Source organism: Streptomyces sp. NBC_00576 (assembly GCF_036345175.1).
In the GTDB taxonomy this organism is placed as follows: Bacteria; Actinomycetota; Actinomycetes; order Streptomycetales; family Streptomycetaceae; genus Streptomyces.
This window is the reverse complement of record NZ_CP107780.1, coordinates 8,103,960-8,121,008: the sequence shown is the minus strand read 5'-3', so window position 1 is coordinate 8,121,008 and position 17,049 is coordinate 8,103,960. Positions and strand designations below refer to the sequence as shown.

Below are 17,049 nucleotides of genomic sequence, written 5' to 3'. Positions count from 1 at the left end.
CGGCGCGGAACAAGAATGGGGTGGGGCGTGCCGCTGCAGGTGTTTCTCAATGAACTGTCCTGTGCGTCCGAGTGCGGGGCGGACGAAGTCGCGGAGGGTATGCGGACCTTCGTGGCGGTGCTGAAAGAATTACGGCGTTGGCGTGACATCAGCCTCGCGACGCAGAGCCCCCTCGACCAGGCGGAACTCGCGCGGGGCTACTACTACGCACAGTGGCGCAATGATGCCCGCAACAAAGACGAGCATCGGTTCATCCAGCGGATGCGCGACCGCTGCACAACCTTCACCGCGGCTCTCCACGAGGCGGCATCTCCCCACCACGATGGCCTGTGGCACCGCCACAACGGGCTGGACGTGCAGGGACTCGGCGCGGCCCGGCTGGCGAAGGGAATGGCCGTGAGTCTGCCGCTCGCCCCGTACTGGGACGCACCCTGGCTGGAACTGGATATCGAGGAGCTGTCGGAGGACCCCGAAACCGGTGAGCCCGTGGCGAAGGCGTCCTCGGAACAGGTGCGCCATGCCTCGCGCCCGGCCCACCTCGATGAGCACGAGGCGTGGGGGCGCCTCGACGGCCTGGACCATGTCACCTCCGGCGCGGAACTGTGGTCGGGCCGTGCCGACTTCTTCCCGAACCTCCAGTTCCTCCCCCATGTGCAGGACCATCTGGAGAAGCTCGACCCAATGTGGTTCAAGGGGGCACGCCAACTGCTGAGACAGCTTCAAGCCACCGCGGCCCAGTGGGATCCCGACTCCCCCACAGGCCCGCACTGGGAAGCTCCGAACATCAGAGGAGAACACGAGAACGCCCGCAGCGAGCGCATGTGGGTCGACAACGGCAAGGAGGAGTGTTTCCAACTCCACGGGAACCTCAACCGCAACGCCGGCCGCATCTACTTCCGGCTCGTCCACGAGGAGAAGGCTATCCGTATCGCCCACATCGGGCACCACCTCTGAAATGGACCACTGGCGCACACCGCCGCGTACACGCAACACGCCATCGCCTACGGCGCCTTGCTGTGTGCGCGTCGGACCTGGGCACATCAGGGTGCTCCCGGCAGCGTTGGCGGCATGAACAGCGAGCACTCACCCACCTCCACGGCGGCGACGGCAACCCGTGGCGCGGCAGAAGTGGGCACCACGACTTACGAGTTCACGATGCGCTTCAGCTCGACTCCCCGGGGCGCCCGCCTCGCCCGCCGCCTGGTCGCGGAGCGGCTCGACACGTGGGGGCATCCCCATACGTCAACCGCCAGCGAAACCCTGACGCTCATCACGGCGGAACTGGCAGCCAACGCCGTACGCCACGGCCACGTGCCCGGACGGGACTTCGAAGTGCGGCTGACAAGGACCCGTGGCGTACTGCGCCTGGAAGTTTCGGACACCCGCACGGAACGCGTACCGCTACTGTCCCTGGACGAACCACCCGGCGACGCCGAGTCCGGTCGGGGCCTGATGCTGGTCGCCGCACTGGCCGACAAATGGGGAACCGGGCCGCGTGTGAACGCACCCGGGAAGACGGTCTGGGCGGTCCTAGCGTTTCTCTGACTGCACGTCACTCACCGCACAGGGTGCTGTCCCCGACTCGGCCGGCTTCAGCCATATCCGGCTCGCCGGGATTTTCACCGGACTCGCGGCCGACCTGTCCCAGAGCACCGCGTTGTTTCCCGATGTCCCGAAGGACAGGTACGGAGTACGCGGGTGCAAGGGAGGGCCTTCGCCAGACAACCGGTCGAGCTCGACCACAGGTTGCACACACATCCATGCCGGTTCGACCCCGAAATAGGACGGTGGACCCTCACCCCGCGCGACTGCCTCAACCGTGAGGTTCACGGCGGCTTTGGCCGACTGGAGAGCCTGCAGCGTCGCACCGCCGAGCATCAGCAGTAGGACGAACACGTACAGGACGATGTTGAAGCCGTCTCCCGGAGCGGCGTAGCCGTGGTGCCGGTGCCGGGCAAAGCCCCACCAGGCCGGCAGCACCATCACCAGGCTGAACATCATGAGCAGCTTCCCCCCAGCCAGCACCTGCCAGATGGGCGGTACGCCGAGGTCGTCCGGAGAAAGGCTCAGCCCGTCGGCGTACAAGGCATGGAGAACGGATCCGGCGGCCACGAACGAGGAGATGGCCACAGTCGCCACCAGAGGCACCACCCAGGCGACCCACTCACCCCAGGACCACTGGCGAACGAGAAGCCTCAGGCCGGCTATGACACCGATCACGGTCACAGTGACCACGATCTGTTCCGGTGTCCAACCCGTTCCATCGCTGTCGAAGACACCCAGGCCCATGACGGTGAAGACCAGCACCAGCAGTAGGGCGAGCCCGACGTCAGCCGGTCTGCCCTCCCGGTACAGCTCCCACCCCGCGCGTGCGGTTCGGTAGGCGCCGAGGCATGCCACAAGGATCCAGAAGCACTGGGCAAGACCGATGGCGCCGAAAGCGAAGACGATTGCCGCGGCCGGCAGAAACGCCCCGAACACCAAGCGGAACAGTCGGTGTTCGAACTCCTCTTCCCGCCAGTACCTCACGGATTCCCGCCAGCGGCCGTCGAGCGGCCTGACAGCCACAGCAGCGGGTGCGTCACGGCCAAAGGGCTCTGCGCGTGCCAGTCGCAAAGCCTGGCGCGGTGTACCCGAGACGATGCCATCGATGTCGTATCTGCCCAGCAACACGGCCCTGCGCATGAGAAATCGTCTCCACCGCGGACGACCGTCGAAGTGCCTGTGGTCCGTGCTGACGACCCGCCAGTTCGAGAGCATATGGCGGTCGCGGTTCAGCGGCTCGGCGCGGCGGACGTACGCTTCGATCCTGGCTCTGCGCATGACCTTGCGCATCCGGTCGGCAGCCCCGCGATCGCACCGCTTCGCCGCGCCGAACAGGCGGACCTCGACCTCGTAGACGCGCGCCCCGTGGTCCTGCTCCAGTGCTGTGACCAAGGGCCCTTCACCCTCGGAGTGGAACCCACGAACGGGCCAGCCGTGCGCGTCGAAGCGCCCCTCCGCCTCTTGCCAGTCGTCGGGACCGCCCCAGACCTCGACGAAGACGCGTACGCGTTGGTCGTAGCGCACGTGGGTCACAAGAGCCCTCCCGGTTTCTGATGGTGAGCTTCAGGCAGCTGTTGGTGAGGGCACAGTGAGAAGACAGCCCTTGAAGGCGTGGTGAGAGCAGCGGCGAAGCAGTCGACACTCACTCGGGCACGAATTACTCAGCTCTTGGGTCCCAGCCAGCGATGTGCCTGCGCCCGCGAGACCCTGCTCGCGTCGACGTACCACAGGACATTGTCCCTGTCCCACTGGGCCTTGAGCGTGGCCTTTGCCTCCTCCTTCTCGTCTCTCGGGACGTTCAGATAAAGGCGGCCCCAGACGACGGCCCCCACTTCGACGCCCTCGTCCGCAGGCGGATTCTTCTTGCGTGCGCCGGACGAAGAGCCGTTCGGACCGGCGGCACGCCGGTCCCGGAACACGGGTTTCTCCCGCCGTGCCTGATCCATGACGTGCCGTGCCTGTCGGCACGCCTCGGGGTCCTCCAGCCGCATCATCAGGTCGGTCGGCCCCATGGCGGCCAGCAGGTTCATTGAGCCGTGCCACAGCACTCTGTCATCCACGATGAAGACCTTCTCGTGCATGCGCTCCCGGTACTCGACAGTGCAGCCCACCGATCTGAGCCGCGTCACGAGTTCCGCATGCCGTTCGGCCGCCGACTCGTTCGGCTGTTCTTCGGGGGCACGGGTGTGAATCACGACCTGGACGCCTGCTGCGGCTCGCGCGGCCAGGAGCCGGGACCATCTGGGCACGCGGACCTTCGACAGCAGAAACGTGTAGATGTCGATGCGCGACCGTGCCCTCTCGATGTCCCACTGGACCGCCCGGTCGACCTCATTGGCCGGGAAGAACGCGGGGCGCGTCAGATCCTCATCGGGCAACCTGGCCAGATCTGCCGCGCTGCGGATCGGAATGAGCTGGTCGACCGTGAGTGTCTGAGCGTGCGCCTCCAGATGGTCGAGCATGGTCCGTGCCTCGCTGCGCGGCGGCAGCTTCGCTCGGAGGCGCTCGACGTCCGCGATCACGACCAGATGGTCCTGGGCCCGGCTCAGTGCCACGTTCAGGAGACGACAAGTCTCCGAGTTCAGGCCAGCGCCCTGGTAGAAGCGCCCCAGGAAGTCCGCAGAACCTGCCACCGTGTCGAGGACGATCACCGGGCGCTGGCTACCCTGGAACCGGTGCACGGTTTCCACCAGGCCGTCGTGGTCTGCTCCCAGCCGTTCCTTCAGCGTGCTCTTGAGTGCTGTGACCTGGTCCCGATACGGCGCGATCACCCCAAGACGGTCGGTCGCCCGCTCACCCGACACGACATCGTCCTGTTTACGGGCGGGCAGCACACCGTCGTACTGAAGGCCGCGCACCAACTCGTGCACCACGGCCTGATGGACCGCGTTCGTCCTGTGATTGGGACCGGCGATACGGTGCCCAGAGGTATCGATCAGCATGACGGGGGCGTCGACGAGTGGGCTGAACGGAATACGGCTCCCGTCGCTCCGGCCGGTCAGCAACGGCGCGTCCGGGTAGGCGACGGTGTTCACGAGATCACAGATGGGCGCGCGCATGCGGTACTGGGTGTCCAGCGCCACCATCCGCGGGTCGTCCTGCTGCACAGCTCCGGCCGACGTGACCACACCGGCCTGACGGAACACGTCCGTTGCGGACCAACGGCGCGCGTGAGCACGTTCCTCGGGGGTCGCACCAGCATCGTCCGCCGCCTTCGTGATGGCGGGCAGTTGGCGAAAGTCCCCCGCCACGACGACGCGTTTACCGGCCAGGCCTGCCACGTACCAAGCAGATGGCAGGTCGATCATGCCGGCTTCGTCGATCACCACGACGTCCGTGCGTTCCAGCAGGGACCGGGACTGCACGGTCTTGGCCACCGTGGCGCCCAGGACCCGGCAGCTCGCACGTATGGCGTCTGTGATGCGGCGTAGCTCCTTCTCCGCCTCGTCAATCCGCCGCTGAAGAAGCTCGGTCTGCCGCACAAGATCGGGACGGGCCGGTACGCCGGTAAGTCCAGGCATCCACTCCGTGATGTCCGCTCTGAGGCGGGCTATGTCGGCCGTGGCCTTTTTCTGGGCGGTCTCGGCAGCCGTGAGGGCTGTCTTCGCGTCCCCTGCCTGGTCGTTCGCCGCGCGCAGCTCAACGAGGGCCGTGTCGAGCTTCGTCTGCTGACGCGAGGCAAATATGCCGGACGGCTGTCCGATCGCCCGAATACGCGCGCTTGTCTTGGTGGCGGCATCCACGGCTCGGCCGTGCGCCTGGGCCGCGGCCTGTCTCGCCTCACCCGCCGCCCGGTATGCGTCCCGCGCGGCGGCGAGCGCCTCCTCCAGGCCACGTATCCGGTCGTAGAGCGCGATCTGGGGCCGAAGTGTCGTCAGGGCAGTGGTGAACCGGGTCAGTTCCTCCTGAAGTTGGGCGGAAAGGCGGACCGCGATGCGCTCGGGGTCGACGTAGTCGCCGTAACGGTCCCGCAGGGACTCGACGTCGATCTCGCCTGCACGCTGCACCAGCCCCGAGCCGAACTCCGCGTCCGTGAAGAGCAGATCACAGACCCGTTCCAGCGCCTGGTCGACGGCAACCTTCGTGGGAGCAAGGAAGAGAACGCTGAGGCCTTGGCGGCGGCACCCTTCGACGATGTGCGCGACCACATCGGTCTTGCCCGTACCTGGCGGGCCCCACAGAAAGGTCACCTCGCTGGCAAGAGCCTGCGCCACAGCGAGACGTTGACGTGAATTGAGCTGTTTGGAGGGCCAGTTGGCGATCCAACGCGCTGGATCGGGTTCCCGTCCCACCTTGGGACTGCCGAGTCCGACCATCCACCCGGCGCTCTCCAGACGGACCGGGTGGTTCGCCTCGCCGATGGTTGTCAGTCGTTCCGCAAGGACTCTCCACGTCGTGGATTCGTCCGCACGCAGCTGCACCGGTCCCGGGCTCTGCCCGAAGTCGGCACTGGTGACGACCCGGACCTTGTTCTCGGGCAGGCGAGTGACCTCCGCTTGGGTCCAGGCTCCTCGCGATCTGGAGGGGCGCGCCAGCAAGGGCCTGCCGTCGAGAAGTTGTGGCCAGCGCGAGAAGCGGAATTCGTATGTGTGCTGACCTCGCGCCGTCGACACTCTTCGACCGCTGTGCAGGGAGGCCTTCGGGGCGTTTCCGCCGTCGCTGCGTAGTTCCGCATCGATCTCGATACGCGTCGCTCTCAGCAACTCGTTCACCGGGCTGGGCTGCCCGTAATGCGGCATTGATGATCCCCCGATCCCCCTGAGCGGCCGGGTGGCCCGCCTCGGCGTGAGGCTACGACCAGGGCGTCAGCCGTAAGACATATCCAGCCACCCCAGTCAGGGAGCCCTGAGTGGGATGCTTCCGGTCATCGAAGAGGACTCCGCTCACCGAGGCTCCGCACCACGAACGTCATGTGCTGGAAGTTGCCCACCCGGTTCCACGTCGAGTGGTTGCCGATGCTGACGGTGCCCTCGGTCCGGTCGCGCAACCACCGCTCCCCCGCTCCCGCGTCCACGCCCCGGAAGTCCGCGAGACTGGTGAGGCAGCGCGCCGCCTGCCGGTTGGCGTCGTCGTACTGACTCCCGTGCGGCACCTTGGACAGGTGGTAGGAGCGGGCAGTGGTGTAGCGGAGGATGCCCCACGGCGGGCCCCCGTCACGTGAGGGCGGGGGCTGGGTGACGTAGGCGGCGGGGTGGATCCCGTAGTCGCCGTAGCGCAGTCGGGGCAGGTACGGGCGTTCGCTGTGCTGGATCTCGTGCCAGGTCTCCCAGTCCGTGCGTGGGGCCTCGTACGGGACGCCTTCCCGGAAGTCGTCGGGCGGTTCGGGGAAGCCGCCGGCCAGGACGGTCACCGTGTGCCATGAGGTGAGCGGAATCAGGGTGTCCAGGGCGCGGACAGCCTCCTTGGCGGCGTCGGGGCGGTCGGGCAGGACGGTGGCGAGGTCGAGGAACAGGTCGGCGGGGTGGCCTGTGGGCATCCGGTCGAGCAGCGCGGCGACGTCCGAGGCCGTGCTGTCGTTCCAGTCGCCGGGGAGCCGAACACGGATGCCGAGTCCGTCTTCTCGGTGCCGGGCCGCGGCGAGTGCGAGTGCCTGTTGGGCGCCGGGGCGGCCGGGTCCGGTGACCGGCCGCAGGTTGCGGTGGTCCCACCACTCAGGGGTCAGGATGTGGGCGAGTACCGCCGCTTCGTCCTCGTCGGCGAAGGGCGCGTCCAGCCACCCGGAGCCGAGGCGCTGTGCGGTGGAGGTGTCACCGGCCTCCTTGGCCAGGCGTTCGGCGAGCGGTTTCGGCAGCATGCCGGGGCGGGGCGGCAGCGTCCACAGGGGAGCGACCTGACGCAGTAGGTCCGGCGCCAGCGCGCGGTAGGCGGCCGCCGCGTGCGGCCGGGTCGGCAGGACAGGAACGTACAGCGGTACGGACATGGCGTTCCCCCTCGGCGCTGCCCGTGCTCGGTTCTTCCTTCGCTCTCTCCTGTGCTTCTCTCGTTCGCCTTCAGGGTGAAACCCGTAAGGAAAGCCCGAAAGGGCGCCAACCAGCCATAGCCGGGAACGGAAGGTGTACCCGCCCCGTCACACACTGTCCGACCTGCCCTATACGGTTGATCCGCACCACTCGGGGCGAACCGCTGCCGCGCGAGCGCCTCGGGATCCGCAGACGTAAGGGGAACGTCGTGAAACCCACTCTGGCCGCCGCGCAGCTGCGCGGCAGTCTGACGCAGTACCTCACGACGACCTACGCGCTGGCCGACGACGACACCCGGCGAGCCCTGGAGCGGTTCCTGGGGGATCCGGAATCGGGGATCTTCCGGGGGCCGTACCTGCGGATCAGGACGCCGTTCCACAAGGCGGACGACGGGTGGGAGCGGCATCTGGAGTGGCGGCCCGGGTTCACGCCGTGGCGGCACCAGGCCAAGGCGTGGCAGCGGCTCAGCACACTGGGCGGCCGGGAGGCCGAGCCGACGCTCGTGACGACCGGCACGGGTTCCGGCAAGACGGAGTCGTTCCTGGTGCCGGTGCTGGACCACTGCCGACGGCAGAAGGCCCTGGGGCGGCGCGGTGTGAAGGCCGTACTGCTGTATCCGATGAACGCGCTCGCCACCGACCAGGCGGGCCGCATCAGCGACTACCTGACCGCGCCCGACCTCGCCCAGGTGACCGCGGGTCTGTACATCGGTGACCGGCCGGACACTGACTTCCGGCGGGTCATGACACGGCGCGAGGAGATGCGCGTCTCCCCGCCGGACGTACTGATCACCAACTACAAGATGCTGGACCTGCTGCTGCAGCGTGGGGAAGACCGGGCGCTGTGGGAGGGCGCGGACGTCGCGTACGTGGTGCTGGACGAGTTCCACACCTACGACGGCGCTCAGGGCACCGACGTGGCGATGCTGTTGCGCCGGCTGGCGACGGCGGTCGGCGCGACGCGGCCGGACCGGCCGCTGGGGCGGATCTGCCCCGTGGCGACCTCCGCGACGCTCGGGGCGGGGCGGGCGGGCACGTCGGCCGGCGGCATCCTGGACGTGGCGGCGCAGGTGTTCGGCATGCCGTTCACGGCGGACGCGGTCATCGGTGAGGAGCGGATGACCGCCAGAGAATTCACCGGCGAGGTCGACTACGCGCTTCCCGAGCCACCCACTCCGCAGGAGGTCATCGCGGCGTCGGGCGGCGTCGGTGTGGAGGCAAAGCCGGACCTGCTGGACCTGGACGGGCTCGCCGCCCGCATGCTGGGGCGGCAGGGCCTCGACGTGTTCCGTATCGGCCGTCTGCTGAAGCGGCACGACTTCACGCAGGGCGTGCTCGCGTTGCTCGACGGCGAGCCGCTGGACGAGTGGGGCCTGCGGGACCGGCTCGCGCGCTTCGGATACGCCTGGGGGCGCACCGCCCGGGAGAATCCGCAGCTGGTGCTGCAGGCCCTGGCCCGTTTCGTGGCCTTGCTGTCCGTCGCCAGGGACCCCGACTCCGATGAACGGCGCCCGCGTCCCCTGCTGCACGTGGAGGCCCACCTCTGGGTGCGGCCGGTGACGCGTGTGCTGCGCGGGGTCGGCCGGACACCGGAGTTCCGCTGGTACGAGGACGACCGCGCGCAGGCCCGGCGCGCCGCCCTGGCCGCCGCACCCCCGTCGGACGAGGAGGACGGCCCCTCCGCCGGCCATGGATCCTCGGGCGGGGCGAACCGGCCGCAGCCGCTGGCGGGCACGGACACGGCGGTGCGCCCCGCACAGGTGCACCTGCCCGCCGTGTACTGCCGCGCGTGTGGGCGATCCGGCTGGGCCGCGCTGTCCCCGGAGGCCGATCCGCAGCAGCTCGTCATGGCGCAGGACCGAATCTGGCGGGCTGGCGTCGGCCGTGACAAGCGCCGCATCCGCTACTTCGTCTCCGCGACCGAGCCGGAGCGGCGCCAGGCGCTCGATGCCCTGGCCGGGCGACTGCCCGCGGGCAGCGGCGTCGATCCGCTCTCCGTGGTGGTGCTCGACGGGGCGCGGGGTACCTACCGGCTGCCGACAGCGGGAGACGACAGTGACCTGGTGGACGCCTGGTTCACGCTCGCGCTGCTCGACAAGAAGACCGCCGACAAGGCGGCCAGGGACGACCGCTGTCCGGCATGCAACACCGACAACAGCATCCGGTTCCTCGGTACGGCGCAGGCCGCGCTGGCCTCGGCCACGGTCACCCAGCTCTTCACGGGCGGTGACATCGCGCTGGTACCGGAGGAACGCAAGACACTACTGTTCAACGACTCCACGCAGGACGCCGCGCACCGCGCCGGATACGTCGCCAACGCCTCATACAAGTTCTCGCTGAGGTCGCTGCTCGCGCACAACCTCGACGAGTCCGGGACGGCGACCGCGCTCAACGACCTGATCGGCAACGTCCTCGACTCGGTGGACGATCCCGAGGCGCTGGCCGCCGTGGTCCCGCCGGATCTGCACGACGAGCCGGGCGTCGACCGGGTGCTGTCGGGCCGCGGCACCGGAGACGCCCGTACCTGGCGGCTGATCGGTGAACGGCTGGCGTTCGCCACGATCATGGAGTTCGGGCTGCGGTCACGGCTCGGCCGCACCCTGGAGCTCACGCGGACGGCCGCCGCCGAGGTCGTCGTCGAGAACCCTGAGCGGGTCACCGATCTCGCCCGCGATCTGCACCTCGCGTTGCCGGGCCAGCTGGTGATGACGGGCGGGCTCCCGACACCTGAGCGGTATCTCGCCTATGTGCGGGGCCTTCTGGAACGGCTGCGGCTGCGCGGCGCGGTCCGGCACCGTTGGCTGGAGCAGTGGATGCGAGAGGCCGGTGCCGACCGGTTCCTGATCAGCGGACGGCGGCCCGACGGCATGCCCGCCTTCCCGGAAGGAGTCGCCCCGCCGCGATTCCTGCTGGACGGGCAGAAGGACAGGACCGAGTTCGACGTGGTCACCGGTCGGCAGGCCTGGTTCCAGGACTGGACCCGTCGCTGCCTCGGGCTGGACGCCGCCGGGGCGACCGAGTATCTGCGCCGACTACTGCCCGCCCTCGCCGACGAGCACGTGCTCAGCGTGCGGACGGCGAAGGACCGCACCACGCGCGTCTACGGTCTCCAGCCCGGCCACATCCAGGTTCGGCTGCTGGACGACTCGATCGTCAACAAGGCGTTCGTGGCGTGCGAGGACTGCGGCTGGCAGCAGGTCGTACCACCGGAGCGGCGCACCCGCTTGTACGGCCACCCGTGCCCGCGCTACCGATGCAAGGGATACCTGACACCGCCGCAGCCTGGCATGCAGCGCTCGCCGTCGGCCGACTCGCACGGCGGCAGCGGGGGTGTCACCGGCACGGGCGTCGGTGCTCTCCAGGAGCGCGACTACACGAACGACTACTACCGGCGCCTGTATCTGACCGGTGGCACCTTCCGTGTCGTGACGGCCGAGCACACCGGCATGCTGACCCGCGCACAGCGGGAGCAGGTCGAACGGACCTTTCGGGCCGGCACGCACTACACCGACCCGAACGTGCTGTCCTGCACCCCCACACTGGAACTCGGCATCGACATCGGTGACCTCTCGGCCGTGCTGATCGGCTCACTGCCGAAGGGCCCGGCGAACTACGTGCAGCAGTCGGGCCGCGCGGGGCGAAAGACGGGCAACGCACTGATCGTCGCCTTCGGCGGACGCCGTGCCCGGGACCTGTACTACCTGGATCAGCCGCAGGAGATGATCGCGGGCGACATCGTGCCGCCGGGCTGCTATCTGTCGGCGGTGGAGATCCTTCGCCGCCAGTACACCGCGTGGCTGCTGGACCTCGCCGCGCGCGGCGAGCTCGCGACCGCGGACGGCGAGCGCCTGCAGCCGGTGCCCCGGCTGGCCTCCGCGCTCTTCGGTACGACGGGCTGGTGCCAGGACCTCGCGGACGCCGCGCAGACACACGCGGCGGCGCTCGTCGAGCGCTTCCTGGCCCTGTTTCCCGGAAGTCCCGGAAGTCCCGGAAGTCCCGGAAGTCCCGGAAGCGTTGCCCACACGCCGACCACGGACGGCCTCGCCGCACCGGAAGGCGACGACACCGGGGTGTCCGCGCACGCCGCCGACGAACTCCGGAAGTACGCGACCGGGGGCATCGTACGAGCTCTCCAGGAGGCGGAGGAGGACTGGACGGGGCGGCGGGAGGAACTGCGGCGCAGGATCGCCGCGATCGACGAGGCCGTCGACTCCCTGGCCCGTACCGACGAGGTCCAGGACCGGGAACGGCGGGAACTGCTCGCCGAGCGCCGCAGCACCGGGAACCTGCTACGGGAGGTGAGCCGGACCAGCGCGCACGGCACGCTCGTCGAACTGGGCCTCCTGCCGAACTACAGCCTGGCCGACACCACGACCCAGCTGGAGGCCACCCTTTACTGGTCCGAGGTTCCCTCGGACAGCGACGACCCGGCCGAGACAGGAGCCCCGAGGGAAGCAAGGCCGCCCGCCGGTCCGGAGCGCGTCCATCGCAGCGAGACCCGCGACTACGAACGCTCCCGCAAGACGGCCCTGACCGAACTGGCCCCCGGCAACAGCTTCTACGTCAACGGCTACAAGCATGTGGTGCGCGCCCTCGACATCGGCAGCCCGGAACGCCGCGCCTGGTCGGTGTGGCGGCTCTGTCCCTCCTGCGGATACGTGCGCACGCGGAACGCGCAGACCGACACCTCGCCCTGCCCGCGCTGCGACGGGCGGGAGATCGCCGACGCGGGCTGTGTCCAGTACGTGCTCCAGCCGCGCCGGGTCATCGCCCGGGACAAGCGGGACGACGCCCGGGTGCGGGACGACCGCGACGAGCGGGCCCGCCGGCAGTACGCGGTGCTCACCACCGTGGACATCGACCCCGACCATCTGGCCATCGACTCCTGGCGGCACGACACGGCGACCTTCGGCGTGGACTTCTCCCGTAAAGCCGTCATCAGGACGCTGAATCTGGGACTCGACCGGCAGGACGGCAGTTCAACGGTGCCGCTGGCCGGCGAGGAAGTACGGATCAACCCGTTCTACGTCTGCACGACCTGCGGTGGCGCGACAGCGGAAGGCCGGCCGGTCGTCGACCAGCCGCAGCACGCGCTGACCGACTCGGGGGCCGCCGCCACGAAGGGCAGTCTCCACCATCTGCTGTGGTGTCCCCGGCGGCGCCGCACAAACAGCTCCGGGGGCGGAGGGGGGCAAGGGGCAGCGGGCCAGGACGTACCGCTGCTGCTGGCGCACGAGCTGACCACGGAAGCCGTACGGATCCTGCTACCCGCCTCGGTGACACGGGCCCGGGAACGGCTCGCCTCCTTCACCGCAGCTCTGTTCGCCGGTATCGCCGCACGCTACGGCGGCGACCCCGACCACATCGACATCGCCGCCGCCTCGATGCCGGACAGCCCGGACCAGCTCGGCGCGGACTTCCCACGGCGCTTCCTCGTCGTCTACGACCGGTTGCCCGGCGGCACCGGCTATCTGCACCGGCTGGCGTCCTCGGACGGCTTCCGCGAGGTACTCCTCAAGGCACGTGAGGTGATCGACAACTGCGCGTGCCAGCAGAAGGAACTGGACGGCTGCCACCAGTGCCTGCTGCGCAGGGTGCCCCCGTCGGACTACGACCGTGTCTCCCGCCGGGAGGTGCAGTCCATGCTGGACGAGCTCCTCGGCGCCGACGGCGAACGCTGGCAGACCTCACCGGTCTCGACGACCCGTCAGATCCCGCTGGAGCGGCAGGCGGAGAGCGATCTGGAGATCATGTTCGTCGACACGCTGGAGGAGTGGGCCAAGCAGCCCGAGTCCCGGGCCACGGCGGACACGTACACCACGCCGGCGGGCACGCGGGCGCTGGATCTGCGGCTGACCACCGGTGACGGAACGACCATGAGCTGGCGCGTGTCGCAGCAGCGGGTCCTCGACGGGACCCGGCCCGACGTGCTCTTCGAACGGCTCGACGCACCGGGCCCACGGCTCGCCGTCTACCTGGACGGATACCGCTACCACGCGAGCATCGAGCACAACCGTCTCGCGGACGACGCGACGAAACGCGCCCGGCTCAGGGCGGACGGACTCCGGGTTTTCCAACTGACCTACCACGACATAAAGGAGTGGCGGAACCGGGTCCGCGACACCGGATACGCCGGGGTCGCGCCCACAGACCCGGTGTGGCTGCCCTACGACGTAGAAGCGCAGAAGCGGGCACGGGCCTACTACGAGCGCACACGCGGTGGCCTGCCCGGCGAACTGTCGGAGACCGTGTGGGTCAACCCGGCAGAACTGCTGCTCGCCTACCTCCGTGCCCCCGACGCCGGGCGGTGGCACCACCGGGCCGAGGCCGCCGTCGCCGGGATCGTCGGGACACCTGGTCTGCGGGACACGCCGGTGCGGGCGGACACAGTCGGGCAAGCCGTGGAAGCGGCGCTTCGGGGCGAGGACTCCGACACTCCGAAGGGGCCTCTACGCGTCCTGACGGCGACAGACCGGTCCGGATGCCGGCTCGTCCTGGTCGCCGACGTACGGCACCGACCTCCCGTCTGGACGGGGCTCACTCTCCTGGACGACAGCGCCCAGGCCATCACGAACGAGCAGATCCACAAACGGCGTTGGCGGGCCTGGCTGTACTGGAGCAACGTGCTGCAGTTCCTGGAGCACGGTGGAGGCGACAGCGCGCAGCTCACCACCGCTCTGCTGGACGGCTTCTCCGCCGACGTGCTCACCGTGACCGGCGGGGCGGGATGGCTGTCCTCGACCCGGATCATCTCTGCCGCGGCCGACGGGTCACAGCGGGTGCCGGACAGCCTGCCGCCGGTGACAGTCACGACCGGCCTGCCCGCGGTACCTGCGAGGGCGGCCGGGGAAACGCCCTCCGGGGCCCGGCCGAAGCGCGACAGCGCCTGGGACGCGGTGCTGGAATACGTGGACCCCGACGAGGCCGGGCTGGCCGAACTGGCCCACGCCCTTGCCGAGTTGGGCGTTCCCGCGCCCGAGGACGGCTTCGAACTCGACGAACACGGCTGGCAGGCCGAACTTGCCTGGCCGCACGCCCGGCTGGGTGTGGTCCTGGCACCGCAGGGCACGGCCGGGGAACCGGACATCGAGGCCCAGGACCGCGACCATGCCTTCGCCGCCGCGCAGTGGGACGTACGGCCGGCGGGCGGGTGGACGGCGGAGGAGATCGCCAAGCGTCTGGACGTCAAGGGCGAGCGGACACCGACCAGTCCCAGGGATCACGGTCAGCCTGGCATGGGTACGACCGGGCATGACGAGAACAAGAACGAGAACGGGGAGTCAGCATGACGAAGACCGGGGGCGTGACGCTGCGCCTGCTCGACAAGGCGGACAAGGAGATCCTCCGGCTCCCGCGCACCGTCAAGGGCGCCCTGTTCGACTTCCAGCACAAGTTCAAGGACAACCCGCGCACACCCGGGCTCAAACTCAAGCAGCTCAAGGGCGACAGCAGAATCTGGTCCGCGCGCATCAACGACGAGTACCGGGCCCTGCTGCTCCGACTTGCCGAGGACGACTGGCTCATCGTCTCGGTCAAGCACCGCAAGGAGGTCTACGACCGGCTGGTGTACGGGATCAACCACGTCACCGGTGGCATCGAGTATGTCGACCTCCAGGTGGTGGAGGACAGCATCCTGCGGCGCATCCCGCCGCAGGAACCGTCACCACCCACCGCCCCCGCCACGCCCGTCGAGGCCCCGCCTCCCTCCGCTCAGCCGCTGTTCGCGGCCTGGAGCGACGAGCAGCTGAGCGAACTGGGTGTGGCGGAGCCCCTGGTGCCGGTCATCCGTACCCTCACCACCGAGGAACAGCTCCTCGGGCTGATCGAGTACGCACCGCAGCTCACCGGTGAGGTCCTGCTGGCGCTGTATGACGGAAAACCGTTCGGCGAGGTACGGGACGAGGTCACCGCACCCGTCGCCGCCCCGGAACCCGTCGACACCGAGGACTTCCGCACGGCCGCCGAGCGACCCGCCACGGTCGTCACCACTTCCGACGACGCGCTGCGCGAGGCGCTGGAGGCCGGGGACTTCGGCCGCTGGAAGGTCTTCCTCCACCCTGCCCAGTCCAAGCTGGTGGAGCGCCGCTACTCCGGCCCGGCCCGGGTCGGCGGTGGCCCCGGCACGGGCAAGACGATCGTCGCCCTGCACCGCGTCCGGCACCTCGTGTCCCAGTTGCCGCCCGGCCACACCAAGCCCGTGCTGTTGACCACCTACAACAAGAATCTCGCCGCCGACCTGCGCTCCCGGCTCCTGGAACTGGGCGGCGAGCAACTGCTGTCGCGGGTGGAGGTCAGCCACGTCGACCAGCTAGCACTGCGCGTCGTGCGGGAAGCCGAGCCCGGCAGCCGTAAGCAGACCATCGACGACAGCCAGGCCGTACGGGAATGGCGGGCGATGCTCGACGAACTCGGCGAGAGTGGCTGGGACGCGGAGTTCCTCCACGACGAATGGACGCAGGTCATTCTCGGGCAGGCCGTCGGGACCCGCACCGACTACTTCCGAGCGCGTCGCGCCGGACGCGGCAAGAACGTGGGCCGATCCGATCGAGCCGCCATCTGGCAGCACACCGAGCGCTTCACCCAACGTCTGGACCGGCTGGGACGCCAGACGTGGGACCAGGTGGCCGAGCGCGCCGCCCGCCTGGAAATAGGGCGGGAACAGCGCATCCGCGCCATCGAACGCCAGCGGGAGGAGGCAGGCGGCCTGGACAACATCCATCTCCAGGACGGCTCCGGCGGCTGGCTGCGCCACCGGTACCGGCACATCGTGGTCGACGAGGCGCAGGACCTGCGCCCCGCCCACTGGAAGATGCTGCGCGCGATGACGGCCCGCGACACGGACGACCTGTTCCTGGTCGGCGACACCCACCAGCGCATCTACAAGAACCAGGTGACACTCGGCAGCCTTGGCATCAACATCCGTGGGCGGTCCGCGAAGCTCAGCCTCAGCTACCGGACGACGCGGCAGATCCTGCGCTCCGCACTGGAGGTTCTGGGCGAGGAAGCCTACGACGACCTCGACGGCAGTTCGGAGACCCTCGCCGGGTACCGTTCCGTGCTCAGCGGCGGCAAGCCTGGCATACACCCGTGCCCCGACTGGCAGGCGGAACGCGAGGCGATCGCCGCGCACATCCTGGCCTGGGACGCCCATCCGGACGAACGGATCGCACACGAGCAGATCGCTATCTGTGTCCCCACCAATCGCATGGCGAGCGAATTGGGGAGCACGCTGGGGGAACACGGCATCCGGGCCCTGGAGATCGGCGCCGACGGCGCCCGGGGCGAGCCCGGGATCCACATCGGGACCATGTTCCGGTTCAAGGGTCTGGAGTACCAGCGCATGGTCATCGCCGGGGTCAGTGATGGTCTGGTCCCCCGTGAGCAGGTCAACCAGCTACGCCACGTGGACCCTGCCCGCTACCGCAGGGAAGTCCAGCGGGCGCGGTCCCTACTGTTTGTTGCAGCGACCCGGGCACGTGACAGCCTCGACGTCTTCTGGCATGGCAGCCCGAGCCCGTTCCTTCAACGCCTTCTCACCTAGACCC

Annotated in this window: 7 protein-coding genes; 4 read left to right on the top strand and 3 right to left on the bottom strand. The window is 69.2% G+C overall.

Features of this window, described 5'->3' with window-relative positions; all coding sequences use genetic code 11:
• The first annotated feature begins 27 nt into the window (after window positions 1–27).
• Both OG734_RS35315 and OG734_RS35310 read left to right on the top strand, forming a co-directional pair.
• Window positions 28–954 carry a hypothetical protein gene (locus OG734_RS35315; RefSeq protein WP_330291479.1) on the top strand — a complete coding sequence of 309 codons (927 nt, stop codon included), beginning with the start codon at window positions 28–30 and terminating at the stop codon, window positions 952–954.
• Window positions 955–1,068: 114 nt separating this feature from the next.
• Entirely contained in the window at window positions 1,069–1,545 is a 477-nt protein-coding gene (locus OG734_RS35310) for an ATP-binding protein (protein ID WP_330291478.1), read from the top strand.
• Here the strand turns inward: OG734_RS35310 and OG734_RS35305 are convergent.
• The 3 genes from OG734_RS35305 to OG734_RS35295 form a co-directional block, all read right to left on the bottom strand.
• Window positions 1,531–2,835: a hypothetical protein gene (locus OG734_RS35305; protein ID WP_330291477.1), complete on the bottom strand. Its 1,305-nt coding sequence runs from the start codon at window positions 2,833–2,835 to the stop codon at window positions 1,531–1,533. The genes OG734_RS35310 and OG734_RS35305 overlap by 15 nt on opposite strands.
• A 371-nt stretch (window positions 2,836–3,206) precedes the next feature.
• On the bottom strand, window positions 3,207–5,861 hold the full coding sequence (locus tag OG734_RS35300) for an AAA domain-containing protein (RefSeq protein ID WP_330293910.1): 2,655 nt from the start codon (window positions 5,859–5,861) through the stop codon (window positions 3,207–3,209).
• Between the two features lie 548 nt (window positions 5,862–6,409).
• Window positions 6,410–7,465, bottom strand: a complete 1,056-nt coding sequence (locus OG734_RS35295) for a beta family protein (protein ID WP_330291476.1) — start codon at window positions 7,463–7,465, stop codon at window positions 6,410–6,412.
• Window positions 7,466–7,713: 248 nt separating this feature from the next.
• Between OG734_RS35295 and OG734_RS35290 the strand changes: the two genes are divergently transcribed.
• Window positions 7,714–14,793, top strand: coding sequence for a DEAD/DEAH box helicase (locus OG734_RS35290; RefSeq protein ID WP_330291475.1), 7,080 nt, complete (start codon window positions 7,714–7,716; stop codon window positions 14,791–14,793).
• Window positions 14,790–17,045: a UvrD-helicase domain-containing protein gene (locus OG734_RS35285; protein ID WP_330291474.1), complete on the top strand. Its 2,256-nt coding sequence runs from the start codon at window positions 14,790–14,792 to the stop codon at window positions 17,043–17,045. The genes OG734_RS35290 and OG734_RS35285 overlap by 4 nt, the downstream gene beginning before the upstream one ends.
• The last annotated feature ends 4 nt before the right edge of the window (window positions 17,046–17,049 follow it).